The organism is Glycomyces sp. YM15 (assembly GCF_016918015.1).
Classification (GTDB): Bacteria; Actinomycetota; Actinomycetes; order Mycobacteriales; family Micromonosporaceae; genus Glycomyces.
The window spans coordinates 21,479-47,357 of the sequence record NZ_JAERMK010000030.1 but is presented as its reverse complement, the minus strand read 5'-3'; the positions used below and the strand labels follow the sequence as shown (position 1 = coordinate 47,357).

At 70.5% G+C, this 25,879-nt stretch carries 22 protein-coding genes; 7 read left to right on the top strand and 15 right to left on the bottom strand.

The genetic code is table 11. The annotated features are described in order from the left end of the window. The coding region (locus JHY01_RS23740; protein ID WP_205328192.1) for an HNH endonuclease signature motif containing protein at window positions 1-830 on the top strand (830 nt) is incomplete at its 5' end. A 314-nt stretch (window positions 831-1,144) separates the two neighbouring features. Here JHY01_RS23740 and JHY01_RS23735 read toward each other — a convergent pair. From JHY01_RS23735 to JHY01_RS23715, 5 genes are all read right to left on the bottom strand, one after another. Then, window positions 1,145-2,230, bottom strand: coding sequence for a trans-aconitate 2-methyltransferase (locus JHY01_RS23735; RefSeq protein ID WP_205328191.1), 1,086 nt, complete (start codon window positions 2,228-2,230; stop codon window positions 1,145-1,147). Window positions 2,231-2,411: 181 nt separating this feature from the next. Next, window positions 2,412-2,999 (bottom strand): ATP/GTP-binding protein, encoded by a 588-nt coding sequence (locus JHY01_RS23730; protein WP_205328190.1) that lies wholly within the window; start codon window positions 2,997-2,999, stop codon window positions 2,412-2,414. 6 nt (window positions 3,000-3,005) lie between these two features. Next, complete coding sequence (locus JHY01_RS23725; protein WP_091048505.1) at window positions 3,006-3,383, bottom strand: DUF742 domain-containing protein; 378 nt, start codon at window positions 3,381-3,383, stop codon at window positions 3,006-3,008. Between the two features lie 217 nt (window positions 3,384-3,600). Continuing rightward, window positions 3,601-3,999: a roadblock/LC7 domain-containing protein gene (locus JHY01_RS23720; protein ID WP_030161947.1), complete on the bottom strand. Its 399-nt coding sequence runs from the start codon at window positions 3,997-3,999 to the stop codon at window positions 3,601-3,603. 45 nt (window positions 4,000-4,044) lie between these two features. Beyond that, window positions 4,045-7,224, bottom strand: a complete 3,180-nt coding sequence (locus JHY01_RS23715; RefSeq protein ID WP_205328189.1) for a nitrate- and nitrite sensing domain-containing protein — start codon at window positions 7,222-7,224, stop codon at window positions 4,045-4,047. 639 nt (window positions 7,225-7,863) lie between these two features. On the opposite strand from JHY01_RS23715, the gene JHY01_RS23710 reads away from it, so the two are divergent. Beyond that, a complete protein-coding gene (locus JHY01_RS23710) occupies window positions 7,864-8,700 on the top strand; it encodes an MHYT domain-containing protein (RefSeq protein ID WP_205328188.1) in 837 nt (278 codons plus the stop codon). Window positions 8,701-8,778: 78 nt separating this feature from the next. Beyond that, window positions 8,779-9,864 carry an MHYT domain-containing protein gene (locus JHY01_RS23705; protein ID WP_205328187.1) on the top strand — a complete coding sequence of 362 codons (1,086 nt, stop codon included), beginning with the start codon at window positions 8,779-8,781 and terminating at the stop codon, window positions 9,862-9,864. A gap of 148 nt (window positions 9,865-10,012) precedes the next feature. On the opposite strand, the gene JHY01_RS23700 is transcribed toward JHY01_RS23705, so the two are convergent. The 9 genes from JHY01_RS23700 to JHY01_RS23660 form a co-directional block, all read right to left on the bottom strand. Then, the gene (locus JHY01_RS23700) at window positions 10,013-10,546 is read right to left on the bottom strand and encodes a hypothetical protein (RefSeq protein ID WP_205328186.1); all 534 of its coding nucleotides are present in this window, start codon (window positions 10,544-10,546) and stop codon (window positions 10,013-10,015) included. Between the two features lie 151 nt (window positions 10,547-10,697). After that, entirely contained in the window at window positions 10,698-11,663 is a 966-nt protein-coding gene (gene ccsB / locus JHY01_RS23695; RefSeq protein ID WP_205328185.1) for a c-type cytochrome biogenesis protein CcsB, read from the bottom strand. After that, complete coding sequence (locus tag JHY01_RS23690) at window positions 11,660-13,270, bottom strand: cytochrome c biogenesis protein ResB (RefSeq protein WP_307814554.1); 1,611 nt, start codon at window positions 13,268-13,270, stop codon at window positions 11,660-11,662. The genes ccsB and JHY01_RS23690 overlap by 4 nt, the downstream gene beginning before the upstream one ends. 49 nt (window positions 13,271-13,319) lie before the next feature. Further along, on the bottom strand, window positions 13,320-14,060 hold the full coding sequence (locus tag JHY01_RS23685; protein ID WP_205328184.1) for a cytochrome c biogenesis protein CcdA: 741 nt from the start codon (window positions 14,058-14,060) through the stop codon (window positions 13,320-13,322). Next, window positions 14,057-14,245, bottom strand: a complete 189-nt coding sequence (locus JHY01_RS23680; RefSeq protein WP_205328183.1) for a hypothetical protein — start codon at window positions 14,243-14,245, stop codon at window positions 14,057-14,059. The genes JHY01_RS23685 and JHY01_RS23680 overlap by 4 nt, the downstream gene beginning before the upstream one ends. After that, window positions 14,242-14,838: a TlpA disulfide reductase family protein gene (locus JHY01_RS23675; protein ID WP_205328182.1), complete on the bottom strand. Its 597-nt coding sequence runs from the start codon at window positions 14,836-14,838 to the stop codon at window positions 14,242-14,244. The genes JHY01_RS23680 and JHY01_RS23675 overlap by 4 nt, the downstream gene beginning before the upstream one ends. Before the next feature lie 2 nt (window positions 14,839-14,840). Next, a complete protein-coding gene (locus tag JHY01_RS23670; protein ID WP_205328181.1) occupies window positions 14,841-15,494 on the bottom strand; it encodes a histidine phosphatase family protein in 654 nt (217 codons plus the stop codon). After that, the gene (gene hemL, locus JHY01_RS23665; RefSeq protein WP_205328180.1) at window positions 15,491-16,816 is read right to left on the bottom strand and encodes a glutamate-1-semialdehyde 2,1-aminomutase; all 1,326 of its coding nucleotides are present in this window, start codon (window positions 16,814-16,816) and stop codon (window positions 15,491-15,493) included. Before hemL ends, JHY01_RS23670 begins: the two co-directional genes overlap by 4 nt. A 121-nt stretch (window positions 16,817-16,937) precedes the next feature. Continuing rightward, window positions 16,938-18,551 carry an adenylate/guanylate cyclase domain-containing protein gene (locus JHY01_RS23660; RefSeq protein WP_205328179.1) on the bottom strand — a complete coding sequence of 538 codons (1,614 nt, stop codon included), beginning with the start codon at window positions 18,549-18,551 and terminating at the stop codon, window positions 16,938-16,940. 485 nt (window positions 18,552-19,036) lie between these two features. On the opposite strand from JHY01_RS23660, the gene JHY01_RS23655 reads away from it, so the two are divergent. The 4 genes from JHY01_RS23655 to JHY01_RS27925 all read left to right on the top strand — a co-directional run bounded on the left by JHY01_RS23655 (window position 19,037) and on the right by JHY01_RS27925 (window position 24,495). Continuing rightward, window positions 19,037-20,194, top strand: coding sequence for a lytic transglycosylase domain-containing protein (locus tag JHY01_RS23655; protein ID WP_205328178.1), 1,158 nt, complete (start codon window positions 19,037-19,039; stop codon window positions 20,192-20,194). A 72-nt stretch (window positions 20,195-20,266) separates the two neighbouring features. Continuing rightward, window positions 20,267-21,310, top strand: coding sequence for a GNAT family N-acetyltransferase (locus JHY01_RS23650; protein WP_205328177.1), 1,044 nt, complete (start codon window positions 20,267-20,269; stop codon window positions 21,308-21,310). Window positions 21,311-21,363: 53 nt separating this feature from the next. Next, on the top strand, window positions 21,364-23,133 hold the full coding sequence (locus JHY01_RS23645) for a TrkA family potassium uptake protein (RefSeq protein ID WP_205328176.1): 1,770 nt from the start codon (window positions 21,364-21,366) through the stop codon (window positions 23,131-23,133). A gap of 114 nt (window positions 23,134-23,247) precedes the next feature. Continuing rightward, window positions 23,248-24,495 (top strand): serine protease, encoded by a 1,248-nt coding sequence (locus tag JHY01_RS27925; protein ID WP_205328175.1) that lies wholly within the window; start codon window positions 23,248-23,250, stop codon window positions 24,493-24,495. Window positions 24,496-24,690: 195 nt separating this feature from the next. Here JHY01_RS27925 and mqnC read toward each other — a convergent pair whose 3' ends face one another. Beyond that, window positions 24,691-25,848 carry a cyclic dehypoxanthinyl futalosine synthase gene (gene mqnC, locus JHY01_RS23635; RefSeq protein ID WP_205328174.1) on the bottom strand — a complete coding sequence of 386 codons (1,158 nt, stop codon included), beginning with the start codon at window positions 25,846-25,848 and terminating at the stop codon, window positions 24,691-24,693. Window positions 25,849-25,879: the final 31 nt, after the last annotated feature.

The following is a 25,879-nucleotide window of genomic DNA, read 5'->3' as shown; positions in this document are numbered from 1 at the left end:
TGCGGCGCAAACTCGAGCTCGAGCAGCCAGGGGGTTGCGCTTGGCACGGTTGTGACCGGCCCATCGCCTGGACTGAGGCGCACCACATCACCCACTGGGCCGACGGCGGCCCCACGGTCGCGGAGAACCTGATCCTGCTGTGCCGCTTCCACCACGGCCGCATCCACACCACCGGGTGGAGCGTGGAGAAGACCGGGCCCGGTCAGGCGATCATCACCCACCACGACGGCCACGCAGCAGCGGCCGGGACCGGTCAGAGCGGCCCCGCCGATGCCTCGGCCGGTGGCTCGGCCGGGTGCGGGTGCGCCGACTGGCGCACCGATGCCGATATGGACGCGGAGCATGCAGGCTCGGACTGGGATGTGTTCCCCACCGGGCTCTACCGGACCGAATGGTCCGAGACGTTGAAGCCCGACCTCGACGGCATCGCCCAGGCCATCGACCGCGACCGAGCCCTCAAAGCCATGCGGGAGGCGAAAGCGCGATGCCGAGCGACATTCGGCATACGCGACGCCTCAAGCACCGAAGTAGCAGTCGCGGCGCCCGCACCACCGGCATCGACAGCGACAGCTGCAAGGTCAGCGACCGACGACTACGGCGACCCGCCGTTCTTACCCTGCCCCAGCAGGCGACTGCTGGGGGAAGCGCCGCACACACCACGCAGCGCCACCCGAACCCCAACAGGGGCCGGGCCCCTCAGCATGCCCACACCAGGAAACCCACCCCACCCCAGCCACACACCCCACCATCGCCGCCGGACTGAACCCCGACCCGACCAGGCCGGGAAGCCGGAAACGAACCCAAACCCGCCCCCACCTTGTTGTCGCTGACCGCCTGAACCCCGAGCCGATCGAGCCGGGAGGCTCGAGCCGAACCCGACCCCGCCCCCACCTTGTCGTCGCTGCCCGCCTGAACCTCGACCCGATCAGGCCGGGAAGCCCGAGAGCGACCAGGGCCCTGCCGCCACCTCGTTGTCGCCGCCCGATTGAATCTCGGCCGGATCAGGCCGGGAAGCCAGGAATCGACCCACGCTCCTTCCCGCCTCTTCGTCGCCGATCGCCTGAATCAGGTCCCGATCGGGCCGGGAGGCAACCTCGGACCGGTCGGCCACGGGCCCGGATCCCATGGGTATCTGGGAAGGCGCTCACTCGCGTAGAAGGTAGAAGCGCCAGAAGTCGTTCTCGATCGGGGCCACTTGGAAGTAGGTGAAGCCCGCTTCCTGTGCCCAGCGGGCGAGGGTCGGGGTGCGGAGCATCGTGCCGTTCGCTTCGACGGGGTCCTCTGCCATGGTGGCCGGCAGGCAGTGCACCACGCTCCAGCCGAATTGGAACCGCTCAATGAGGTCGCCGTCGTCCGTCAGGTCGTCGGCGACCCGTTCGTCGCCGATCAGCACGCTGCCGCCGACCGCAAGCAGGGAGCGGGCCGTGCGCAGCGCCCCGACTGGATCGGCCATGTCGTGGAGCGTCTCGAACATCGTGACGAGATCGAACTCGGCTTCGAAGGACAGCCCTGCCACGTCGGCGTCGGTGAAGTCCACCCGGCCGCCCAGGTTCGCGTCGATCGCCGCGGCCCGGGCTTCGGCGATCGAATCGTGATCGAGGTCGACGCCCGTGACGTGGGCGTGCGGATAGACGCGGGCCATCGCAAGGGTGGATTGGCCGGCGCCGCAGCCCAGATCGAGAATGTGCGCCTCCGGATTGCCTCGCAACCGCGAATCGATCTCAGGAACCGCTTCGAGCCAGGCCGGGAGTTCGTGGAGGTACTGCGGGCGGTTGAAGGCCGCGATGCCGTTCCGGATGTCCTCGCCGTAGGCGCTGTACGGGACGCCGCCGCCGGAGCGGTAGGCGTCGACCAGTTGGTCGAGCACTCCGGCCACGCCCCCGAACATCGTCACGCCGGGCGCGGCATGGAACGGGCTGTCGCCGTCGAGCAGTACCTCGGCGCGGGTCTCGGGCAGCCGGTAGCGGCGGCCCTCGGCTGGCGCCGTCAGGTCCTCGCATTCGAGGTAGCGGGCCGTTGTCTGCTGTTCGAGCCACTCGCGGGCGTAGCGAGGGGCGATGCTCGCCGAGGCGGCGAGGTCAGCGGCGTTCGCGGGGCCGTGGTCGGCGAGAGCCCGATACAGGTCGAGTTTCACGCCGAGGTAGACGCTGAGCGTTTCGAGGGACCGGGTCACGTCCTCGATCAGGCGCTCGGCGAAGGCCTCGCGGGGATCGGTCTGGGGAACGGTCATAGTCCACACTCTATGGCCGTCGGCCGTTCGGCACGTGCAGGTTGCGGAGAAACCGGGCATCACCCGTCGTCTTCCGGCGCGAACGAAGGGGCCCAAGGCGGAAAGCCTTGGGCCCCTTTCGAAGCATGGTCCAGGGAGATGGGTCAGCCTAGACGATCGTCGTGCGTCCGCCTGTGGGCAGCTAGTGGACGCCGACGGTGCGGGTGCGGCGCATCGAGAGCACGTATTCAACGAGCTTGATGAGCACCTGCTTGGTGGACTCCCGGTTGCGGGCGTCCGTGTACATCACGGGGACGTCGTGCGAGATCTGCAGCGCGTCGCGGATGTCGTTGAGGTCGTGGAGCTGCTTGCCGTCGAAGCAGTTCACGGCCACCAGGTACGGCAGCTTGCGGTGCTCGAAGAAGTCGATGACCGAGAAGCAGTCGGCGAGCCGGCGGGTGTCGACCAGGACGATGGCCCCGATCGCGCCGCGCACGAGTTCGTCCCACATGAACCAGAAACGGGTCTGGCCGGGCGTGCCGAACAGATACAGGATCAGGTCCTGGTCGATGGTGATGCGGCCGAAGTCCATCGCCACTGTGGTCGTCTGCTTGTCGGGCACCAGGTTGTTGTCGTCGACGCCCTCCGAGGCTGAGGTCATGATCGCCTCGGTCGTCAACGGAGTGATCTCGGAGACCGATCCGACCAAGGTCGTCTTGCCGACGCCGAAGCCGCCGGCGATGACGATCTTGGCAGAGGTCACACGAGAGGTGTCTGCGGGTGAGTTCATGTGGGTCTATAGCCTCCTGAGTCCACTGAGGACACGCTCAAGGAGCTCGGTTCCGACCGATCCGTCGCCGCCGTCCGCGTCGAATCCGGTGGGTTCGTGCACTGCCAGCAATCCATCGGCCGCCATGTCGGCGACCAGCACGCGCGCGACGCCCAGAGGCACCTCCATGCGCGCGGCGATCTCGGCGAGGGACTGGAGGCGCCCGCCGCACAGGTCGACGATCACCTTCTGCTCCCGGCCGCCGAGGAACTGCCCGGACCGGCCGCGCGCAGTGGTCTCCACCAGCGCTTCCAGGGCGATCTCCAATTGTGGCCGCGTACGGCCGCGAGTGACCGCGTACGGTCTGACGAGTGAGCCGGTCGGCTCATCACCACCGAGGACCATTACTACCTCCAACCGCAGCGCTCGGATCCCACAATCCTTGTGCCGCAGTCATGTCAGTTATCCGTGTACCGGGTGCCAGGGGAGGCACCGGCCCGTCGCCTGGGGATGCGACGGAGGGGTTCGATTGTTCAGTTCGTCCCACTCGTGCTGCAGTCCGCTCGGAAGGAGCCTACCGTGCCGCACGTGCATTCGCCAATCGCGCCCGCGAGGGCGGCGGTCAACTTCGGGCCGAAGGGGTCAGTGCCTGGCCGACCCGGTCGACCAGCAGGGCCATCTCGTAGCCGACCTGGCCGACGTCGCAGTTCTTCGACGCCAGCACCGCGAACGAGGAGCCGTCGCTGATGGACATGAGGAACAGGAAGCCACGGTCCATCTCGACCACCGTCTGGAGGACGGCGCCGCCTTCGAAGCAGCGGGAGGCGCCCTGGGTGAGGCTCACCAGACCCGAGGTCACGGCCGACAGCTGGTCGGCACGGTCCCGCGGCAGGTCCCGCGAGGAGGCCAGCAGCAGACCGTCGGCGCTGACCGCGACGGCGTGGGCCACGCCCGGCACGCGTTCGGCGAAGCCGGCCAGCAGCCAGCCCAGGTCCTGGACCGAGGTTCCACCAGTGCTCATCGTTTGCGCTCCTTAGTAGCGTCTTCCGTGTTGCGGTTCAGCGACTCAGTTACCGTCATTGCCACGTCCTCGCTGCACCCCACGGTGATAGGCCGACAGCAGGCCCCGAATGCCCTCGGGGTTGCGCTTCTGCGCGCTGACGGTCTCCTGTGATTCCTCCACGGCCCCGGGAACCAGGCGTTCCATGGGGCGGCGCTTGGGAAGTCCCACCGAGGTCGTCTCGCCGGAGACGGTCTCGGCGAACGCGTTGTCCACCCGCGACCAGCCGTCGTCGGCGGCCGTGCGCCAGGCGTAGGAGCCCGACTCGGATTCGGGGGAGGTGAGGCGGCGTCGTTCCAGGCCCGGAGCGGACGACGAGTGATCGTCGGCGGGCTTGCTCTGCATGGGCGTCGAGCCTTCCGTGGGCTGCGGAGGGGTGGGCGGTGCCGCCTCCCAAGCCTGGGCGGGGGACTCGGCCGCTTCTGACTGGTCAGCGTAGCGCGGCGAGGTTGTCTCCGCCACCTCTGCGGGGGCGGCCTCCGTAGTACGGGAGGACGATTCGTTGCCGCCCTGGGAGAGCGGCTCGGTCGCGGCGCCGTGTGCGGGCGCGTCGTCCTCGACCTTCTTGGGGGCGGGGGTGACCGCCTTGAACCAGGCCGATTCGACCTCGCGGAAGATCGGCAGCTCGGTGGTGGCGTCGAGGGCGGACACGCGGTCCTTCTTGGCGGCGCGGGGCGCCTCGGTGCCGGCGGGCGCGGCGGCCGCGTCGGGCCACGACGGCGGGACCGGCTCCGGCTCGGGCGTGAACGCCTCGAGCTGGATCTTCGGCAGCGCGACGTGCTCAGAGGAGACGATCTCCCCGGTCACTTCCATGACCTTGCCGCCGGGGCGGCGCTCGTCGGCGAGGTTGCCGGGCCGGAACATGAAGCCCGGCTCTTCCTCGGCCGCGGGCGGGAACGGGTGGGACGCCTGCGCGGAGTTGCGCTGCAGCGTGTGCTCGCCGGTGAGCGGCTCGGCGGGCTGCGGGGGCACCGGCGGGCGGGACGGCTGCTGCGGGGCGCTGGGCTGCCACATCGGCTGCGACTGCGGCGGGGGCGGCGACTGGGGGCCCGGCTGGGCGACCGTGTCGAACAGGCCCGCGGGGCTCTCGGGGACCTGCGGGAGCGCGCCGGAGTTCATGCCGAGCGCGCCGCGCGGGGAGTCGTCGCGGCCGTCCAGGGAGAACGCGTCGCCGGTGTCGAAGTTCGTGCCGTCCAGCGGGACCCCGGAGCGGAGGCCGCGTTCGGGGAGCTTCGGGTCGGTGAGGACCGCTTCGCCCAGGATGACCTCGGCGACGGTGCCGCGGTGCTCGCCGGGGCGGAGTTCGACGCGCACGTCGTGCCGCTTGGCGAGGCGCGCGACCACGACCAGGCCCATCATGCGCGAGGACGCGAGGTCGATGGCGTCGGCCGATTCGGAGAGCTGGCGGTTGATGTCCTCGATCTGCCCGGGGGGCATGCCGATGCCGATGTCGTTGATGCGCACGCGGATCGCGCCCTGCGGGCTCTCGGCGGTGCGCATCTGCTCGGCCTCGACGAGCACCGGGGACTCCGGCGGGGAGAACGCGGTCGCGTTGTCCATGAGCTCGGCGATGAGGTGCACGAGGTCGTTGACCGCGGCCGGGCGGATCTCCCGCTCGGCCTCGAGGTTGCCGAACTCGATGCGGGTGTACTGCTCGACCTCGGACTGCGCGGCCTGCAGGATGTCGCCGATCGGCGCGGGGTAGCGCTCCTGGCGGGTGGAGTCCGCGCCGGCGAGCACCAGGAGGTTCTCGTCGTTGCGGCGCATGCGGGTCGCGAGGTGGTCGAGCTGGAACAGCTCGGCCAGGCGGTCCGGGTTCTCCTCGCCGCGCTCCAGGTGGTCGAGGTGGCCGATGAGCCGGTCGACGAGGTTCTGGGAGCGGCGGGCCAGGTTGATGAACATCTGGGAGACGTTGGCGCGCAGGGCGGCCTGCTCGGCCGCGATGCGGATCGCCTCGGTGTGGACGATGTTGAACGAGTGCGCCACGTTGCCGATCTCGTCGCGCTGGTCGATGTCGATCACCGCGCCGGTCTCGGCCGCGACCTCGTCGGGGGTCCGGTTGCCGATCGTCTCGGCGTCGCGCATCTGGGCCACCGCCTGCGGGAGGCTGACGTGCGCGACGTCGAGCGCGCCTTCGCGCAGTCGCCGCAGACCGGTCGCCATGTTGCGGGCGATGAGCAGGGCGATCACGGTCGCGATGACGAAGGCCGCCAGAATGAGCACGGCTTCGAGCAGCAGCTGGAAGATCTGCGCGTCGCGGTCGCGGCCGGCCTCGTCGAGCACCTGGTCGGACTCGGAGTTGATGTACTTGAGGCCGTTGTCGAGGATCGCGTCGTAGGAGGCGATGACCTCCGCGTTGACCTCGAGCGCCGTGGTCGTGCTCGCGGACTTCGCGTCGTTCTCGAACGCGAGGGCCGCCTGGGCCTGCTCGGTGTTCAGACCGCCTTCGCTGAAGAAGAACGCGAGCTGCTCTTCGCGGTTGGCGACGGTCTTGAACTCGTCCTCGGCGGTCTTGCGGAGCGAGGCGAACGAGATGAAGTTCTGCCAGCGCGTGTTGTTGATGAACTCGCGGCCGTCGCCGACGTTGATGGCGATCGCGCGCTCTTCCTCGAGGGTCTCGAGGATGGTGGTGGCGGCGGCGATGGCCTGGAGGTTCCGGGCGATGTCGGCGTCGTTCACGATGCGCGAGGAGATGTCGGTGATGGTCACCAGTTCTTCGACGAGGCGCTGGTAGACGCGGGAGGTGGCGTCGATGGAGGCCTGTCCGGCGGCCTCGACGGCCTGCTGGCGGATCGCGACGAGGCTCTCGTACTGGGTCTGGACGGCGTCGACGCGGTTGTCGATGTCGTCGGAGAGCTGCGGGAGCTGGCCGGCCTTCTCGTTGAACTGGTCGTAGGCGGCGTCGGTCTCGCCCTGCTGGGCCGCGACGTTGGACTCGTCGTAGAGCGCCTTGTCGATGCCGGCGACGTGTTCGCCGTCGAGGCGGAGGTGGGTGACGAGGAGGGACCGCTCCTTCTGGAGTTCGTACCGGAGTTCGGCGACGTAGGTGTTGAACTCGACGAGGTCCACCATGTCGTTCGACTCGAACACGCGGTCGGAGAGGTCGTAGAGGCGGAGGCCGGCGACGGCCACCAGGACTACGAGCGGCACCAGGAGGATCAGTCCCAGCTTGGACCGGATTCGCATGTCGGCGATGCGGGGCAGGCCGAGCGGTCCTCGTCGAGCCGCTGAACCCGCACGGTTCGAGCTGCGCTTGCTCACCTTGTCTAGCCTCCTGGGGTGGTCCTCTGTGTCAGACCGAAGGGCCCGGGCCGGGCGGGATCGGTCTCGGGCCGACGTGTCGAGTCGGCTGCCTTCCTGCCGCCGGGGCGGCGGGGTCGGCATGTGAAGCCCAGCAGATTCCATCATGACGAAAGAGGGCGGCGAAATCCAGGGGCGTACTGGAGTACTGAAGACGCCCGCGTATGCCACCGTGTTGCGGGGCGAATCCCAAGATACACTGATCTTTCGGACACATGCCTATGCGGTATTCGGCTGTTCGGCAGAGAAGACCGTCCGATCGGACGACGACCGTTGTGCCGGTCGGCCGAGTCCCGTCCCGTGGCCGCGACCTGTCGTCGCGATACGGGTCGAAGTGACGCGAACACGGTTCGTGTCGGGTGTTCCACCACCTTAGCCCACTCACCGGGTGCGAGCCTCCGGACACGAACGGGGGACCGATCCCTCATGGCGCCCGCAGGTCCGCAAGCGACTCGCACAGGCTGTGCGACAGACTTCGCCCTCCATTAGGCACGGTTGACCCACGACCTTCCAGGAGGCAACCCCATGGCAGTGCCACTGAACGACCTGCTCGCTACCACTCTCGAACACCACCACTTCACGTACGGCTGGCTCAATCCCGTGATGGGCCTCGCCTTCGCCGCGGCCGGCTCCTACCTCGGGCTGTCGGCGTCCCGCTACGCCCGCGCCGCCGCCTCCCCCGGCGGGCGCTTCCGATGGACCCTGCTGGCCGCCTTGGCCATCGGCGGGGTCGGCATCTGGATGATGCACTTCATCGCGATGGTCGGATTCACCGTCACCGGCGCCGACATCGCCTACGGCCCGGGGCTCACGGCCGCGTCCTTCGGACTCGCGGTCGCGGCCGTCGGCATCGGGCTGTTCGTGTCCGGGGGCGAGCGCGCCGGCTGGCCGCGCCTGATCCTCGGCGGACTGGTGTGCGGCGCGGGCGTGGTCGGGATGCATTACACGGGGATGGCCGCGGTCGCCACGGGCGGCCGGGTCGTCTACGACCCGCTGCTGGTCGCGGCTTCGGCGGTGGTCGCGGTGGTCGCCTCGACGGTGGCCCTGCGGTTCACGGCCGTGGTCTCACGGCGAGGCACCATGACCCTGGCCGCGGCGGTCATGAGCGTCGCGGTGGTGGGCATGCACTACACCGGTATGGCGGCGGTCGAGGTCGAAGGGCCGCCGACCGGGATCGTGTCGGGCATCAGCCCGCTCGTGCTGCTGCTGCCGATCCTGATCCTGGCGATGATCGCGATCGTGGGAATGGTGTTCGGGGTGCTGGCCTCGCCGGCGCTCGATTCGATCTCACAAGATGATAACGGTGACCGAAATGACCGTCCTAGTGCAACTGTCCGTCTTGCGGACGCAGCCGGACAGTAGTCGTATAAGTTTCACTTCGCGCCCCACCTCAAGCGCAATATTCCGGATACGGGCCGAGCCCGGGGAGGAAGACCACGGATGGAACACGTAAGTCATTTCACTTACGGCTGGATCAATCCCATCATGGCCTTCGGATTCGCCTTCGCGGGTTCGATCCTGGCGCTCATGTGCATGACGCAGGCCCGCCGGCAGGACGGCACGGTGAAGGCCGCCCGCAAGCGGGTCCGGTGGATCGCCCTGGCGGCGTTCGCCTTGGGCGGCACCGCGATCTGGATGATGCACTTCACCGCGATGATCGGATTCAAGGTCGTCGACTCGGACATCGGCTACGACCCGCTGAAGACGTTCCTGAGCCTCGTGGCCTCCATCGGCGCCGTGTTCTTCGGCCTGCTGGTGGCGGGCACGGGCCGGCGCAACACGGTCGCGAAGATCCTCATGGCCGGCCCCATCACTGGCATCGGGGTCGTCATCATGCACTACTCGGGCATGGCGGCGATCAACGTCTCGGGGCACATCTCCCACGAGCGCAACTACTTCATCGCCTCCGTGGTGATCGCGGTCGTCGCCGCGACCGCGGCCCTGTTCTGCGGCATGTACCTCGACGGCTGGCGCTGGCAGTCGGGCGCGGCGGTCATCATGGCGGCCGCGATCTGCTCGATGCACTTCACCGGCATGGCCGGGGTGCGCGTCCAGCTCACCGACGGGGGCCGCAACTCGGTGTCGGGCATCGACCCGATCATGCTCATCCTCCCGATCCTCGGCGTCGCGACCATCGGCATCATCGTGCTCCTGTTCGCGCTCATGGGAACCCAGCCGAAGATGGTCACCAAGCGCGACCAGCTCGGCATCGAGGTCGCCGACGAGGAGGCGCTCCCGACGGCGACCGGTGCGATCCCGGTCGACAAGCTCCGCGGCCCCCAGCCGCGACCGAACCGCCAGGGCGGCCCCAAGCCGGGGCGGGTGCGCAACAGAAGCGAACGCGCCCAGGGCCACGTCCCCGACCAGCGGACGGCCCCGATCCAGGCGCCGATGGGCAGCCACGATGGACCGCTGATCGTCCCCGACCGCCCTGGCGCGCACGGGCAGCGCTCGTTCCAGCAGGCGGATCTGGAGCGGACCGCCGAGCACTTCGACATCACCCCGAGGCAGACGCCGCGCCGGTAGCCTTTCCGACCCGCGCACGCGTCGAGCGGCAAGACGGGCGCCCTCCGATCGGAGGGCGCCCGTTCCCGTTCTGTGCCTTGGGCATTCGGAGGACACGGCTCCGTTCCCATGCCTTATATATAGGGCCCCTCACGCATTGCGATGTCGGTCAGCGGGTGAGGGCGTCGACGAGCGACGCGACGGCGGTGGCGAGGAGGACCGTGCCGGTCAGCGGGCCGACCACGGCACTGGTCCTGAGGGCCTTGGCCTTCGCGATCGGCACGGCGGCAAGGGAGGCGGCCGTGATCAGGGCGGCGCTGACGTGGACGGCCGGGATCGCCAGGACCACCGCGACCGGGAAGAGGTGGACGCCGACGACGAAGGCGATCCAGGCCGAGATGCGGTCGGCGTGCCCGCGCCAGGCGAGGAGGCCCGCGCCGAGACCGGCGGCGGCGAACTCGATCCCGACGATGACGCCGAAGCCCCGGCCGGTCGCGTCGTCGAAGACGGTGCCGTCGGACCAGTGCCGCCACAGCAGGAAGCCGCCGGAGGCGGCGACGAGGATGCTCAGGATCGAGCCCGCGGCGAGGTACTTCACCCAGGGTTTCGGCGGGCCCTCCTGGGCCCAGCCGAACCAGGCCATGGCGAAGAAGCCGAAGACGGCCGCGAGGCCTGCGGCGTCGCGGAGGTGTTCAGGGGTCATCCCGTTGTCCGTTCGAAACGTCGGCGGAGGTGGCGGTCGTACCGGCGCCATGGGGTCGCGACCAGGGGCCCGGCCTCGGCGAAGCCGGCGGGGCGTCGATGCGCGGAGCGTCCGACGGGCCCTCCGCTCACCTTCGAGCCGTCACCCGGCCTCAGACCCCCGCGTAGGAGTGGAGGCCGGAGAACACGAGGTTCACCGCGGTGAGGTTGAAGAGCATCACGGCGTAGCCGAGGATCGCGATCCACGGCGCGTTCGCCTTGGCGCTCCTGCCGGAGACGCGGGCGTGCAGGTAGGCCGCGTAGACGACCCAGGCGATGAACGCCCAGACCTCCTTCGGGTCCCAGTTCCAGTAGCGGCCCCACGCGAGGTGCGCCCACACCGACCCGGCGATGATGCCGAAGGTGAGCAGCGGGAACGCGAACACGTGGATCTTGAAGGTCATGCGCTCCAAGGCGGTCGCGTCCGGCAGTCGCTCGGCGACGTTGAGCGGGAAGCGGATCGGCTTGCCGTCGGAGACCTGTCGGTCGTAGCGGCGCTTGAGCAGGTGCAGGATCGCGAAGACGCAGCCGATGAGGAGGATGCCCGAGGAGGCGATCGCGGCCGTCACATGGATGATGATCCAGTAGGAGTCCAGGGCCGGGACCAGCGGTCCCGCTTCGGTGTAGACGCGCACCGACGTGCCGAGGACCATCGTCACCGCGAAGGTCGCGAACAGGCCGAGGCGGCGCGGCACGCTCCCCCGGGAGACGAGGACCAGCCAGGTGGCCATGCCCGCGAGCGCCACGCCCACCGTGTACTCGAACATGTTGCCCCACGGCCACCGTCCGGTGTAGACGACGCGGGTGACGATGCTCGCGGCGAGGGCCGCCGTGCCGAGGAACGTGAGGACCAGGCCGAGGCGGCCCGCGCCGCGCGCGGCGGCCGGGCTGATCGAGGCCTCGCCGGAGGGCGCCGGTTCGTCCGGGGCGGCGCCGTCGGCGCCGACGGCCGCGAGCTGCTCGGCGCGCTTGGGGGCGCGCCTGTCGAAGGCGTACTCCACCGCGTAGGCGAACATGGCCGCCGCGTAGACGACGATGGTGGCGACGAACAACGCGTTCGCGACTTCGGCCCCGGTCATTGCTGTCTCCTGATCGATTCGTCGGGTGCAGAGGTGCTCGGCGGCTCGTGACCGGGCGCGATCGCAGCGGTGAGCTCGTCGCACTCCTCGTCGAGGCCGTCGTAGTCGTTGCGGTTGAGCCCGGCGGTCTCGACGGTGCCGTCGGGGTTCCATCGGATCCAGAAGCGCCTGCGGCGCACCGCGAGCGCGGGCAGCAGACCGCCGAGGAGCAGGACCGCGCCGGCGAGGACGACGGGGCCGCCCGGGTCGTGGCGGACTTGGAGGACCGCGTACTGCTCGACGCCGTCGAAGGCGAGGCTGGAGCCGTCGGGCAGGGTCATCGCGTCGCCGACGCCGATGACCTCGACCTCGTCGTTGACCTGCTCCAGGTTCCCCGAGTCGATCTGGGTCTCGTTGATCGCGTACACCGATTCGGGCTGCCCGTCGGCGAGGCCGAGGTCGCCGGTGTAGGCGGTCAGGGCGAGCACCGGGTTGTTCGGCTCGGGGTCGGTGCCGAGGAGCATCGCGGTCGCGTCGTCGTAGGTGGGCACCAGGATCGCGTCGAAACCGACCTCGGCGTCCCGATCGACGATGCCGGTGTCCGGGTCGACGTTGGCGTCGGGGAACTTGAACGCGCCCTCGGAGTTCATCGCGGCGTCCATCGCCAGGAGCTCCTGATGGAGGGTCTGGGTCTGGCCGTAGCGGTCGGTGTAGGTGACGACGGCGGTGTAGCCGTGGCCGATGAGGAAGACGTTGGTGCCGTCGAGGTTCAACGGGCGGTTGACCTCGAGCGCGTAGTCGCCGGTCTCGGCGGTCCCGTCCTCACCGGCCGCCTCGTAGGAGACGGCGGCGTCGTAGGCGGTCGGGCCGCCGTTGGTGAACTCGGCGTCGAAGTCGTTGAGGGTCAGGCAGAACTGCGGGAGGGTCGTCTCGTCGACCCACGCGCCCAGGCCGTACTCGTCGTACTGCTGGAGGTTGTTGCAGTAGGCCTTGTCCTCGGAGAGGATGCGGTTGCCGTACCAGCTCATGAGGCTGCCGAGGGCGACCCCGACGAGCATGAAGATGACGCTGGAGTGGAACACCAGGTTCCCGGTCTCGCGCAGGTGGCCCTTCTCGGCCGCGATCGTGACCGTGCCGTCCTCGGCTTCGCGCACGGTGGTGCGCCAGCGGCGCTGCTTGAGCACGGCGCGGGCCATCGACTGGTTCGCCTCGGTCGCGAGGACCCGGTGGTACGGGAGGATCGACATGCGCCGCGGCGCGTCGGGGACCTTGGCGCGCAGGGCCTTCCAGTGGACGGCGAGGCGCGGCAGGATGCAGCCGACGAGGCTGACCATGAGCAGCAGGTAGATCGCGGAGAACCAGGGCGAGGTGTAGACGTCGAAGGCCCACAGCCGGTCGAGCCAGGGCGCGAGGTCGGGATGCTCGTCGTAGTAGCCCGCTACGTCGACGGCGCTGATGGAGCGCTGCGGGAACGTCGATCCGGGGATCGCGGCGAGCGCGAGCGCCAAGAGCAGCAGGAGTGCGGTGCGCATCGCGGTGAGCTGGTGCCACCAGCGGCGGACGAAGGAGCGGAGGCGCTTGAGGGGCTTGGGTTTGGAACGGGGCGGGGGCGCGAGGGTGGTGGTCACGGGAGGCTCACCCCGGCATCGGTGGCGGCGCGCGGCCGGTTCGTGGTCGTCACAGCAGGCTCACCCCGGCTCCGACCGTGGCGCGCAGCCAGTTCGTGAACTCGGTCCAGGCGCCGGTGACGAGGGCGATGCCGACGAGGCAGAGCATGACGCCGCCCGCGATCGAGATCGCGCGGCCGTGGCGTTTGAGGAAGTCGAGGGCACCCGCGAGGCGGTGCATGCCGACGGCGAAGAGCACGAAGGGCGCGCCGAGCCCGGCGCAGTAGGCGATCATGAGGCCGATGCCGCGGCCGGTGCCGTCCTGGATCACCGCGAGGCTCGTGATCGCCGCGAGCACCGGTGAGGTGCAGGGGATCCAGGAGAGCGCGAAGACCGCGCCGAACAGCGGGGCCCCGGCGAGGCCGACGGCCGGGCGCCATCGGGGGGCGAAGCCGCCGCGGGCGGGGATGAGGCCGATGAACATGAGGCCCATGGCGATCATGACGACCCCGGCCACGGTCTCCAATGCGGAGGAGTTGGTGAGGAGGGCGCGTCCGGCGCTCTGCAGGGCGAACACGACCGTGGTGTAGACCGCGGTGAACCCGCCGACGAACAGGAGCGCGCCGAGCAGGACGCGCCCGATCCGGCGGTCCTTCGCGAGCTCCTGGCCGCTCATGCCGGTCACATAGGACACGTATCCGGGCATGAGCGGGAGCGTGCACGGGGACGCGAAGGAGACGAGCCCGGCGAGCGCGGCCACGCCGAAGGCGAGGAGCAGCGGCCCGGAGGCGGCGGTCTCGGCGGGGTTCACTCGGACTCCTTGCGCGGCAAGGGTTCCGGGAGGGCACGATGGTCGGCCTGATCGCGCGCGGTGGCGTCGAGACGGCGTTTCACGAGGGTGCCGACCGCGGCGGCGGCGAGCGCGGCGGTCCCGGCCATCACGGCGCCCTTGGCGGCCTTGCGGAGGGCGGACTTCGGGGCTGGCGGCGTGCTCATGACGGCTCCAGGGCTTTGCGGACGTCGGCGATCAGGGTCTCGGCGTCGTCGATCGCGCCGCGCCAGATGGAGAAGACCCGGTGCTCGGCGTCGATCACGATGGTGGAGGGGATGTCGTTCGGGGAGAGGCCGTAGTCGACGAACTGGTCGGCGATGCGTCCGGCCTCGTCGCTGATCGAGGGGTACGGGACGGCCCAGCGGCGTTCGAAGGCCTTCGCGGCGTCCGCGGTGTCTCGGATGTCCACGCCGAGGAACCGCACGTTCTCGGCTTCGAGTTCGGCGGCGGCCTCGACGAGGTAGGGGGCCTCGGCCACGCACGGCGGGCACCAGGAGCCCCAGAAGTTGACGACGAGGACCGATCCGGCCCAGTCGTCGGTGTCGATCGGGTTGCCCTCGAGGTCGTCGCCGGTGAGACGGGGCGCCGCGAAACGCTCCGAAGGGTCCTCCCAGCGGTAGTTGGAGCCGTCGCCCGAGACGTACCGGTCGCGGTTGATCTCGTTGACGCGGTTCGAGTTCTCGCCGCCTGTCTCGGAGCAGGCGGCGAGGGCCAGCAGCGGCACGGCCGCCAGCATCGTCCTCCGCCGCAGGGCCATCGTCAGGCGCCCTTGGCCTTCCGAGCGGACTCGGACTTGAGCAGCAGGTGCGCGGCGGGCTCGGAGTATTCGATGCGGGCGAGCTTGGCGCCGTCGTAGACGAAGCTCGTGATCGAGGCGAGCGAGCATTCGCGCTTGCGCGGGTCGTGCCAGAGGCGCTTGCGCTCGGCGAAGCGGCGGACGGTCCAGATCGGCAGCTGGTGGCTGACGAGGACGGCCTCGGCACCTTCGGCGGCGACCCGGGCCTGCTCGATGGCGTCCATCATGCGGCGGGCGATGTCGAGGTAGGCCTCGCCCCAGGAGGGGCGGAAGGGGTCGCGGAGGCGCCACCAGTAGCGCGGCTGGCGCAGGGCGCCGTCGCCGACGCCGACCCGCAGGCCCTCGAAGGAGTTGCCGGCCTCGATGAGGCCGTCGTAGGTGGTGACGTCCATGCGGTAGGAGGCGGCGACCGGTTCGGCGGTCTCCTGCGCGCGCTGGAGCGGGGAGGCGCCGACGTGGACGACGTCCCTTCCGGCGAGGCGCTCGGCGGCGGCCACGGCCATCTCGCGTCCCAGCTCGGACAGTCCGAAGCCGGGGATGCGTCCGTAGAGGATGCCGTCCGGGTTGTGGACCTCGCCGTGGCGCAGCAGGTGGACGATGGTCGTTGAGCCGCTCATGATCGCACCTTAGCCGCGGCTTCGGCCGCTGTGCGCATGGCCTGTTCGATGTGTGACAGGGCTTCCTCGTCGATCGCGGTCGAGGTGAACCAGCATTCGAAGGCGCTCGGCGGCAGGTAGACGCCGTGCTCGAGCATCGCGTGGAAGAACGCGCCGTACGCCTCGGTGTCCTGGCGCTTCGCGTCGGCGAAGTTCCGGACGGGGCCCTCCCTGAAGCTCTGCTCATTGAAGAAGAAGATGCTGAAGAGGTTCGAGGGTGCCGAGACGTAGTGCGGGACACCGGCTTTGGTGAGCGCTTCGGTGGCCATCGCGGCGATGGCGGAGGCGGTACCGTCGAGCTTCCGGTAGACCTCGTCGTCGCAGTTGCGGAGGGTCGCGAGCCCGGCGGCGACCGCGAGCGGGTTCCCCGAGAGCGTCCCGGCCTGGTAGACGGGCCCGGCGGGGCTGATGCGCGACATGAGGTCGGCTCGGCCGCCGAACGCGGCGGCGGGGAGGCCGCCGCCCATGACCTTGCCGTACGTGTAGAGGTCGGCGGGGGCGGCGAGGCCGCCCGGGCCGACGCGGAAGCCGGTCATGACCTCGTCGGAGATGAGGAGCGCGCCGCGGGCGCGGGTGACGGAATGGAGCTTTTCGTTGAAGCCGTCGAGCGGTTCGATCGCGCCCATGTTGCCGGGGAGGGCCTCGGTGATGACCGCGGCGATCTGGCCGGGGTGGGCGGCGAACGCGGCTTCGACGGCGCCGATGTCGTTGTAGGGGACGACGATCGTGTCGGCCGCGGCGCCGGCCGGGACGCCGGGCGAATCGGGGTGGCCGAGGGTCGCGACGCCCGATCCGGCTTCGGCGAGGAAGTAGTCGGCGTGGCCGTGGTAGCAGCCGGCGAACTTGACGATCTTGTCGCGGCCCGTGGCGGCGCGGGCGAGCCGCACCGCGCTCATGGTGGCCTCGGTGCCGGAGGAGACGAGCCGGACCATCTCGCACGGCGTGCGCTCGACGATGAGCTCGGCGAGTTCGATCTCGCCGACGGTGGGGGCGCCGTAGGAGGTGCCGCGGGCCGCGGCGGCGGTGAGGGCCGCGACGACGTCGGGGTGGGCGTGGCCGAGGATGAGCGGGCCCCAGGAGCCGACGAGGTCGATGTAGACGTTCCCGTCGACGTCGGTCATGCGGGCGCCGGAGGCCTCGCGGATGAAGACCGGGTCGCCGCCGACGCCGCGGAACGCGCGCACGGGCGAGTTCACGCCGCCGGGGATGACCCGGGCGGCGCGCGCGATGGCGGCTGCGGAGGCGGAACGGGTACGAGCGGCCTGCGGTTGCCTGTCAGTCACGGAGCCAGCATCGCACACGGCGTGCGGGCGAGCCGGGATCGGTCCGGACCACGGGGTTCCCCGGGCTGCGCGGCAGCGCCGGAGGCGCTAGGCCCGCGCAGCCTGGGGAACCCCGTGCGCGCTAGGCGACCGCCCGCAGGCGCGCGTCATCGAGTTGGACGGGGTGCACGATCCGGCCGACGAGTCCCGCGGCGACCGTCGGGCGGGCCCGCGCCGGCTCCCGGACCGCCTCGGGGGTCGAGCCCGTCAGCAGCCACCGCAGCGGCGCGGGCACCCGGTACACCGCTTGGTCCATCGCGGGCCGCTCGATCACCACGAGGGCGACGTCCACGAGCTCCACGAGCGCCTCCAGGCTCCCGTCCCGCTGCCGGCACAGGTCGAGGACCGCATCGACCGTGGCACCCCCCGATCGGGCCGCCAGTTCGAGGAGCACCGCGCGCGCCGGGCCCGAGATCGCCGCGACCGCCTCGTCGATCGCGGCCCGGAACCGGCCGCCGCCGTCGAGCGCGCCCGCCGGGTCGTCGCTCAGGTACCGCAGGGCCACTCCGGGCGAGCCGAGCGCCGTCACCTCGGCCAGCGCGGTGAGCGCGGGCACGAAGCCGTCGACGGCGGCCGCGAGCGGGCGGCAGTCCGCGAGGGTCCACGGCGCGCCGCGTTCCTCGCAGTAGCCGGCGAGGATCGCGGCGCTGACGTCCTCGGGTGCGAGGCCGAGGGCGCGTTTGGCTTCGCCGGGGAGTTCGAGCGGGCGGGCGCCGACGGCGAGGACGGCGAGGTGGGGGCAGTCGCGGAGGAGCCGTTCGACTTCGGCTGCGTGGGTGCGGTCGAGGTCGTCGAGGACGAGGAGCGCCCTGGATTCGCGGAGGCGGTCGACGGCGGTGTCGATCGGGGGCCGGAGGGCTTCGGGACGGCGGCCGAGGGCGTTGAGGAGGGCGTCGCCGAGGTCGCCGCCGGCGCGGCAGTACCAGACGCCGTGCTCATAGAACGGGAGGCGGCGCTTGGCCCAGGCTTTGGCGACGGTGGTCTTGCCGCAGCCGCCGAGGCCGGTGAGGCTGACGAGGCGGTGGGTGGCGAAGGCGCGGTCGAGTTCGCGGTACTCCGCCGGCCGTGGGACGGGGGTCTTCAGGTCGGCGGGCAGGTGATGGGTGCGGGGCCGTGCGGGCGGCGGCGGGAACGCGGTGGGGAGGCCGGGTGCGGCGAGTTGGACGAGCTCGGTGGCGGCGGGCAGGCCGCGGAGTTCGAAGTCGCCGAGGCGGCGCATGGCGGCGGGCGGGAGTCCGGCCGCCGCGGCGCAGTCGGCGGAGGCGAGGATCTGGTCGCCGTGTGCGGCGGAGCAGATCCGGGCGGTGCGGTGGACTTCCGGTGTGGCGTAGCCGCCGGCGGAGGGCCAGGCCTCGCCCGTGTGGAGTCCTATGCGGACTCGGGGGCGGAGGCTGCGGCCGCCTTCGTCGGGCCAGTCGGCGGCGCGGAGTGCGCGCTGGATGCCGATGGCGGCGGCGCAGGCGTCGGCGGCGTCGTGGAAGGCGACGAAGAACGAATCGCCTTCGGTGTCGATCTCGGTGCCGCCGGTCGCGCGCAGGACTTCTCTGACGAGCGCGCGGTGGCGGTGGAGGACGACCCGGTAGCGTTCGGCGCCGAGGCCGGAGGCGAGGCGGGTCGAGCCTTCGATGTCGGTGAACATGAACGTGACGTCGCCGGAGGGCAGCGGAGCGGGCCGGGCGGCGCTGCCGCGGTCCACAGTGCCTCTTTCGGCATGGTCCGCCGCTGCGCAGCGACCGTCCGCATCGGACAAGTTCCGATACTCGGGTCCGTTGTCCCCGAGGGGAGGGGCAAAGGTCGTCAGTGCGGTGTGCGATGCCGTTGTCGTATCCACGTGTCGATCAACTTTCGTTCAGCCCCCGTATGCCGGGCTGTGGCGCGCTGGTGCGCGGGCACAATGCCCAGCGGCCTCACAGTGTCACCCCCATCTCAGTCGGTTACCTGCCGTGATGGGAACTGGCACTCGGTCTGAACGCCGCTTCCAGCGCCGACGCGAATATGAGGCACTCTCGCCGCGGGTTTGCTCGTGGCACCCACCGTGTCCGTTGGGAGAACGAGTCGCGCGCCACTCGGTCGCGGCCGATTTCGGAATTATTGACGCTCAGGCGTTGCCCGCGGGGACGAAACTAGGGAATACTCGCTTTCAGTCCGGTCCCTCGCGAACGCGCCCCGCAGTGCCGTCACATGACGGCCCCGCCGGGTCCGGACGCCCTCCGACGCCGCGGCACCGGCGCCGGACCCGCGTCGCAGGCGCTGCCGAGCCCGCCCGGCGGCGACGTCCGAGAACGCCCCGACCGAGCAGTGCCCCGATCAGGAAAGTCCGAGCAACGCACCGACCAGCAGCGCCTCGACGAAGAACAGAAAGGACGACCCGCTCCCGTGTGGTTCGCGACCCTCCTCCGCCGCATCGCCGCCCTGCCCCGGCAGGCCCTCAAGGCCCTGCGCTCCAGCCCCCGGCTGCTGTGGCGGGCCGTGAAGGGCAGCCCGAGGGCGCTGTGGCTGGGCGTCAAGGGAGTCTGGCGGGGCGTCAAGGCCACGGGCAGGGGCTTTCGCGGCGCCTACCGGGGGCTCCGCGCACCGGCCGGGCGTCTCAGCGTCCAGGTCGTCTTCACCGTGCTCGCGCTCGCCGGCGCCCTCGCCGCGGGCTGGTTCATCGTCCCCGGCGCCGGGCCCGCCTGGTCCTTCGGCACCGAGCCGACCCCCGAAGCCGAGGAACCCCCGCTCGTCCTCTCCCCCGAAGGCGCCCTCGCGGAGGCCCCCGACGCGGGCCTGCCCGCCGAGACGATGCCCGTCGGCGACACGCTGCAGCCCACCGAGTCCCCCACGACCGCGGCCACCACCCCGGCCGCGCCCGCCGGCCTCGACGCGTGGGCCGCGGGACTCACCCACCTCGGCATCCCCCAGCGCGCCCTCGTGGCGTACGGGCGCGGCGAACTCGTCTCCGCCGCCCAGAACCCCGGCTGCAACCTCTCGTGGACCACCCTCGCGGGCATCGGCGCCACCGAGACCACCCACGGCACCACCGGCGGCAACCAGATCCAGGCCGACGGCACCACCCTGACCGAGATCATCGGCTCCGGGTACGACGAGATGGGCCCCATGCAGTTCCTCCCCAGCACATGGGAGCGCTGGAAGGCCGACGGCGACGGCGACGGCAGGTTCGACCCGCACGACATCGACGACGCCGTCACCGCGGCCGCCAACTACCTCTGCCACGACGACCGCGACATGAGCAGGCCCGACGGCTGGTACGCCGCCGTCTACAGCTACAACCCGCGCGAGGACTACGTCAAGAAGGTCTTCGACCGCGCCGACGAGTACGGCAGGATGAGCACCGCCTGACAGATCCCCCGAATCGCTGCATGCTGTGATGAGGGGGTTCCGTTCGGTGACGATTTCGGGTAAGGATAAGAGATGCCCCTGAAGCAGCTCGCTCCCGGCGAGATGACGGCCGACGACCTCCGCGACTGGTGCTCGGTGCTCAACGACATGACCGCAGCGGACATGCCGGGCGAACCGCGATGGCGCACCGACCGCCTCAGCGACTACCTCACGGGGTCGCTCCCGGACGACCGCCGGTTCCTGTTCATGGACCGCGACGAGGACGGCGACCTCGTGGGCCACGCCAGCCTGATCCTGTTCGGCCAGGGACACGGCGGCGGCGAGCAGGGCGGGACCGGCGTCGTCGAGATGTCCACCCGGCCCTCCGCGCGCGGACGCGGGGTCGGCTCGCGCCTGCTGCGGGCCGTCGCCGAATGCGCGCACGAGCACGGCTGCAAGACCCTCTCCGTCGAGGTCATCGCCACCACCCCCGCCGTGGGCTTCTACGACCGGCACGGCTTCACCCGGGCCGTCGTCGAGCAGCGGCACCTCCTGCGCTGGGCCGACATCGACTGGGAGAAGATCGAGCACGCCGCCGGGCGGCTCGCCGCCGGCTACCGCCTCGAATACCACGCCGGGGGCGTCCCCGACCGGCTCATGGACTCCTACGCCGACGTCAAGGCCAACCTCCGCTCATCGCCCGGGAACGTCGCGTTCGTGCCCGAATGGCGCGGCTCGGCGTACGCCCCGGCCCTGCGCGACTCCTTCCAGACCCTCGCCCGGCGCGGCATGCGCTCGCACATCGCCGTCGCCATCAGCGAGCCGTACGGGAACGTCGTGGGCCTCACCGAACTCGTCGTCTCCGCGCAGCGGCCCACCCGCGCCGACCAGTACGACACCGTCGTCGCCCCGCAGCACCGCTCCTACGGGCTCGCGATGACCATGAAGGCCCGGCTCCTCACCGAACTGCGCCGCGCCGAACCGCAGCTCGTCGACGTCCAGACCTGGACCCTCGAGACCGCCGACGACGTGCGCTGGATCAACGCCGAACTCGGCTTCGTGCACGACGTCGACTGGTACGACTACGAAGCCGACGTCGACCGGCTCCTCGCCCGCCTCCGCCGCAGCGCCAAGTAATCCCGGAGGCCTTTGGGGCGCAATCGTTTGCAGACGGTCCGTAGAATTCACGCATGCACCCCCGGCACGCGCGCTACGACGACGGCCCCTCCGAGCGCCGCGTCATCGTGGTGGGCGACAACGGACTGACCCTCCGCTTCATCAAGCACCTCATCGAACGCTACGCGTTCCACGTCACCGCGGTCTTCGCCGACGGCCCCGGCGGCCAGCGCGACGAGATCCGCCGCGAGGCCGAGGTCAACCGCAAGCTGCAGGTGTTCAGCCAGCCCGAGGTCACCGCCGAGACCGTGCGCCTGGCCGGGCTCACCGACGCGTACGCGGTCGCCCTCATGGACCAGAACGACGTGGGCAACCTCCATCTGGCGCTGAAGATCCGCGAGATGTCGCACTACCTCGGCGACGAGACGCTGCCGCGGCTCGTCATCCGCATGTACAACAGCGGGTTGCGGGCGAACATCCAGAAGCTCCTCGGCGACGACGAAGACGGCGTGTACGTCCAGTCGGACGCCGACATGGTCGCGGACACGTACGCGCTCGCGGCGCTCCAGCAGCTGCCGCCGGGCGAGATCGACATCTGGGGGCGGCGGCTCTACCTGTCGCGGCAGCGCGAGGACCGCGCCGAGGCGCAGTGGGTCGTCGCGGGCGGGAACCAGGCGGGCATCGAGCTCATCCCCGAGGACGACAACGAGGCGCTGCGGTTCCTGTGGCTGTCGCCCGACCGGAAGCAGGGGCGGCTGCGCCCGAGGCTGACGAACGCGACGCTCGCGGTGAAGGAGGCGGTGAGCGCGCTGCGCGGCCTGCTCACCAAGAGCCTGGTGGTGCTCGCGCTCGTGCTGTTCGCGGTGTTCGCGTTCGGATTCGCGGTGCTGCACTTCTGGCCCAGCGGCGCGAACCCGCCCGACGGGGACGGGGAGGTGTTCTACCTGCTCGCGCTGATGGCGGGCGGCGGCATCGACCCCGACATGGAGGCGAGCCGCCTGCTGAAGGTGACGCAGGCGGTGGTGGTGCTCACCGGTTCGCTGCTGATCCCGTTCGCGACCGGTGCGATCGTGCAGGCCGTCGTGGACCGGCGGTACGCGCTGTCGGAGGGCCGCCGGACCCGGCACGTGCGCGAGCACGTGATCGTGGTCGGTCTGGGCAACATGGGGACCCGGGTGGTGGAGCGGCTGCGGGAGAGCAAGATCCCGGTGGTCGCGATCGAGAAGCACCGCGACGCGATGGGCGTGCGGGCCGCGCGGGCCAAGGGCGCGCAGGTGCTGCTCGGCGACGCGTCGAACCAGGAGATCCTGGAGGAGGCCAACGTCAAGCACTGCCGGTCGCTGGTGGCGATGGCCAAACAGGACGAGGCGAACCTCGAGGCGGCGCTGTCGGGCCTGGAGTGCAATCCGAACCTGCGCACGGTGATGCGCATCTACAACCCGGAGTTCGCGGCGCTCATCCGCCAGAACCTGAACCGGGCCACGCCGCCGCAGGGCGCGCCGCCGCACGCGTCCTACAGCGCGCCGGAGGTGGCGTCGGCGAGTTTCGCGCAGGCGCTGACCGACGACAAGGTGCTCGTGACGATCCCGGTGCGCGGGCACATCGCCTACATCGAGGCGTTCGAGGTGGGCGAAGGGTCGATGATGGACGACGCGGCGGCGCACCGGGCCACGAAGGTGGGGTCGCACCGGCTGATCGCGGTCAAGCGGGCGGGCGGGTCCATCAGCTGGAACCCGGACGCGGCCTTCCGGGTCGGGCACGGCGACACGCTCCTGGTGGTGGCGACGCGCAAGGGTCTCAACGACATCCTGGAGCGCTGCCGACCGGGCGGAGCGGACTGGTAGACCTTGTCCCTGTGACCCGCGCCTTCCCACCCTCGAGTGGCGCAACTTCCCTCCTCCTCGCTCGTTGAACGGTCGACACATCTCTCACGAAAGGGGCCGACCGTGGCGGCAAGCGTGCGGAAACCACGAACCGGGCAGAGCGGGGGCGAGCGCAAGCGCCGCAAGCTCATCCTGGCGGCGGCCGGATCGATCGCGCTGGGCGGGGCGGCGTTCGTGGTGCCGAGCGCGTTCGCCGAGGACGAGCCGGTCACGGCGGTCCTCGACGACGCGCTGGGCGGGACCGTCGAGCTCCTGCCGGTGGACGACGAGCTGCTCGGCCTGGTCGACGTGGGCGAGGTCGCCGAGCTGAGCGAGTCGCTGACCTACGCTGACGATGCCGACGTCCTGAAGGTCACGGGGCCCGACGCGGGATACGTGAAGGTCCACTTCGAGCGGCTGCTGCTGAACACGGGCGACTTCGTGACGGTCTCGAGCCCCGACGGCGCCGAATCGTACCGGTACGAGGAGTCGCTGATCGACCGGTGGGCGACCTCGATCACCGGCGACACCGCGATCGTGGAGCTGCACCGCGAGTCCGGGAGCGGCGGTTCGTCGGCGCTCGGCGCGCTGATCGACAAGGCCGCGTACGGGCTCACGGCCGAGGAGGTCGACGGCCTCGCGCAGGAGCGGGCCGACGACGCCCGGCCGGAGGAGAGCATCTGCCAGGGCGACGAGAAGCGCGCCTCGGTCTGCTACCGCACGTCCTACCCGAACGTGGTGGCCCACGCGGAGCCGGTGGCGCGCCTGCTCATCGACGGTACCGTACTGTGTACGGCGTTTCGGGTGGGCGAGAGCAACCGGCTGCTGACCAATCACCACTGCTTCACCGAGACGCAGGAGGCGCAGGCGACCGAGGTGTGGTTCGGGTACGACTGCGTGGCGTGCGGCGCGGACATCGCGAACCCGCCTGTGAAGGTCCACGGGTCGGAAGTGCTGGCGACCTCGAAGTCCCTGGACTACACGCTGTTCACCGTGGACGACTTCGAGCGGATCGAGCGGTTCGGGTACCTGGAGCTCGCGGACCAGGCGGCGCGCAGCGGCGACGCGATCTACATTCCGCAGCACCCGGCCGGGCGGCCCTCGGAGATCGCCATGGAGTCCTCAGTAGACGGCGGCAACTGCGTCGTCAAGCACGACACCTACGACGGCTATGTGGCCGACAGCGACATCTCCTACTACTGCGACACCGAGTTCGGGTCCTCCGGCTCACCGGTCATCTCCCGCGACAGCCATGAGGTGATCGCCCTCCACCACTTCGGCGGCTGCCCCAACTCGGGCGTCAACGCCCAGCTCATCCAGAAGGAGATCGGCCACCTGATCTGACCGATCGCATGGGACGGGGCGGGGTGCCGATCGGCACCTCCGCGGATGGATCGCCCTCGTCTTCAGTTCGGGCAGCTTGTTCCCGCTGCCTCTGGTCTTCGGGACCATGGCGATCATGCTGGTGCTCCCGGCTGGCTCCCCGACGAGGAGGGCGCCGATCCGGGCGTTGCGCGCGCCGGGGCCCGTTCCTGAGGTCTACTTCGCCTGGATCTGCAGCTCAGTCACGATGGTCGAGAAGTGCGAGCGGATGCGGTCGTCCGTCGGGTCCTCGTCGGGGGTCCAGTGGACCGACATGCGCTCGTATAGCGTGTTGCGCTGCGCCGGAATGCGGTCGGCGGTGCGGATCAGTCCGATCAGCTCGGAGAGCCGCGACTGGTGGCGGGCGCCGGCCGAGGAGATCACGTTCTCCTCCAGCATGATCGAACCCAGGTCGTCCACGCCGAGGTGCATGCTCAACTGGCCCGAGGCCTTGCCCGTGGTCAGCCACGAGGACTGCAGGTGCTTCACATTGTGGAAGAACAGCCGCGCGGTCGCCAAGAGCCGCAGGTATTCGAGGGTCGTCGCCTGCGTCCGGCCCTTCAGGTGGTTGTTCTCCGGCTGGTACGTCCACGGGATGAACGACCGGAAGCCGCCCGTGCGGTCCTGCACGTCGCGGATCATCCGCAGGTGCTCGATCCGCTCGGCGGCCGTCTCGCCGGTGCCCATCATCATGGTCGCCGTCGACTCCAGGCCCTGCCGGTGCGCGGCCTCCATGATCTCCAGCCAGCGCTCCCCCGACTCCTTCAACGGCGCGAGCGCCGTGCGCGGGCGGGCGGGGAGCATCTCGGCCCCGGCCCCCGCGATCGAGTCGAGCCCGGCGGCCTTGATGCGACGGATCGACTCGTCGATCGCGACGCCCGACACCTTCGACATGTGCGCGATCTCCGACGGCCCGATCGAGTGGATCGCCAGCTCGGGGTATTCGCGCTTGACCGAGGAGAACAGCTCCTCGTAGTACTCGACGCCGAAGTCCGGGTGGTGCCCGCCCTGCAGCATCACCTGCGTCGCACCGAGGCTCACGGCCTCGCCGCAGCGGCGCAGCACCTCTTCCATCGGGTGCGCCCAGCCCTCGTCGTGCTTGGGGGCGCGGTAGAACGCGCAGAACTTGCACGCGGTGACGCACACGTTCGTGTAGTTGATGTTGCGGTCGATGATGTAGGTGACGATGTTGTCGCCGATGACGCGCCGGCGGGCCGCGTCGGCGGCCTCGGCGAGGGGGTGGAAGGGCGCTTCGGTGTAGAGCAGCAGGGCTTCCTCGGCGCTGATGGCGCCGCCGTCGGCGGCGCGGGCGAGGACATCGTCAATCTCGGCCATGCACGAAGCGTATCGCCGCAGCGCGGTCCCC

Bases quoted from the DNA above. Each gene is read 5' to 3' on its own strand.
- JHY01_RS23725 (WP_091048505.1), bottom strand. From the start codon at position 3,383: ATGGTCCTCGGTGGTGATGAGCCGACCGGCTCACTCGTCAGACCGTAC.
- JHY01_RS23670 (WP_205328181.1), bottom strand. From the start codon at position 15,494: ATGAGCGGCTCAACGACCATCGTCCACCTGCTGCGCCACGGCGAGGTC.
- JHY01_RS23730 (WP_205328190.1), bottom strand. From the start codon at position 2,999: ATGAACTCACCCGCAGACACCTCTCGTGTGACCTCTGCCAAGATCGTC.
- mqnC (WP_205328174.1), bottom strand. From the start codon at position 25,848: ATGGCCGAGATTGACGATGTCCTCGCCCGCGCCGCCGACGGCGGCGCC.
- JHY01_RS23680 (WP_205328183.1), bottom strand. From the start codon at position 14,245: ATGAGCACGCCGCCAGCCCCGAAGTCCGCCCTCCGCAAGGCCGCCAAG.
- JHY01_RS23675 (WP_205328182.1), bottom strand. From the start codon at position 14,838: ATGGCCCTGCGGCGGAGGACGATGCTGGCGGCCGTGCCGCTGCTGGCC.
- JHY01_RS23700 (WP_205328186.1), bottom strand. From the start codon at position 10,546: ATGACCCCTGAACACCTCCGCGACGCCGCAGGCCTCGCGGCCGTCTTC.
- JHY01_RS23710 (WP_205328188.1), top strand. From the start codon at position 7,864: ATGGCAGTGCCACTGAACGACCTGCTCGCTACCACTCTCGAACACCAC.
- ccsB (WP_205328185.1), bottom strand. From the start codon at position 11,663: ATGACCGGGGCCGAAGTCGCGAACGCGTTGTTCGTCGCCACCATCGTC.
- JHY01_RS23715 (WP_205328189.1), bottom strand. From the start codon at position 7,224: ATGCGAATCCGGTCCAAGCTGGGACTGATCCTCCTGGTGCCGCTCGTA.
- JHY01_RS23720 (WP_030161947.1), bottom strand. From the start codon at position 3,999: ATGAGCACTGGTGGAACCTCGGTCCAGGACCTGGGCTGGCTGCTGGCC.
- JHY01_RS23645 (WP_205328176.1), top strand. From the start codon at position 21,364: ATGCACCCCCGGCACGCGCGCTACGACGACGGCCCCTCCGAGCGCCGC.
- JHY01_RS23655 (WP_205328178.1), top strand. From the start codon at position 19,037: ATGACGGCCCCGCCGGGTCCGGACGCCCTCCGACGCCGCGGCACCGGC.
- JHY01_RS23735 (WP_205328191.1), bottom strand. From the start codon at position 2,230: ATGACCGTTCCCCAGACCGATCCCCGCGAGGCCTTCGCCGAGCGCCTG.
- JHY01_RS23650 (WP_205328177.1), top strand. From the start codon at position 20,267: ATGCCCCTGAAGCAGCTCGCTCCCGGCGAGATGACGGCCGACGACCTC.
- JHY01_RS23705 (WP_205328187.1), top strand. From the start codon at position 8,779: ATGGAACACGTAAGTCATTTCACTTACGGCTGGATCAATCCCATCATG.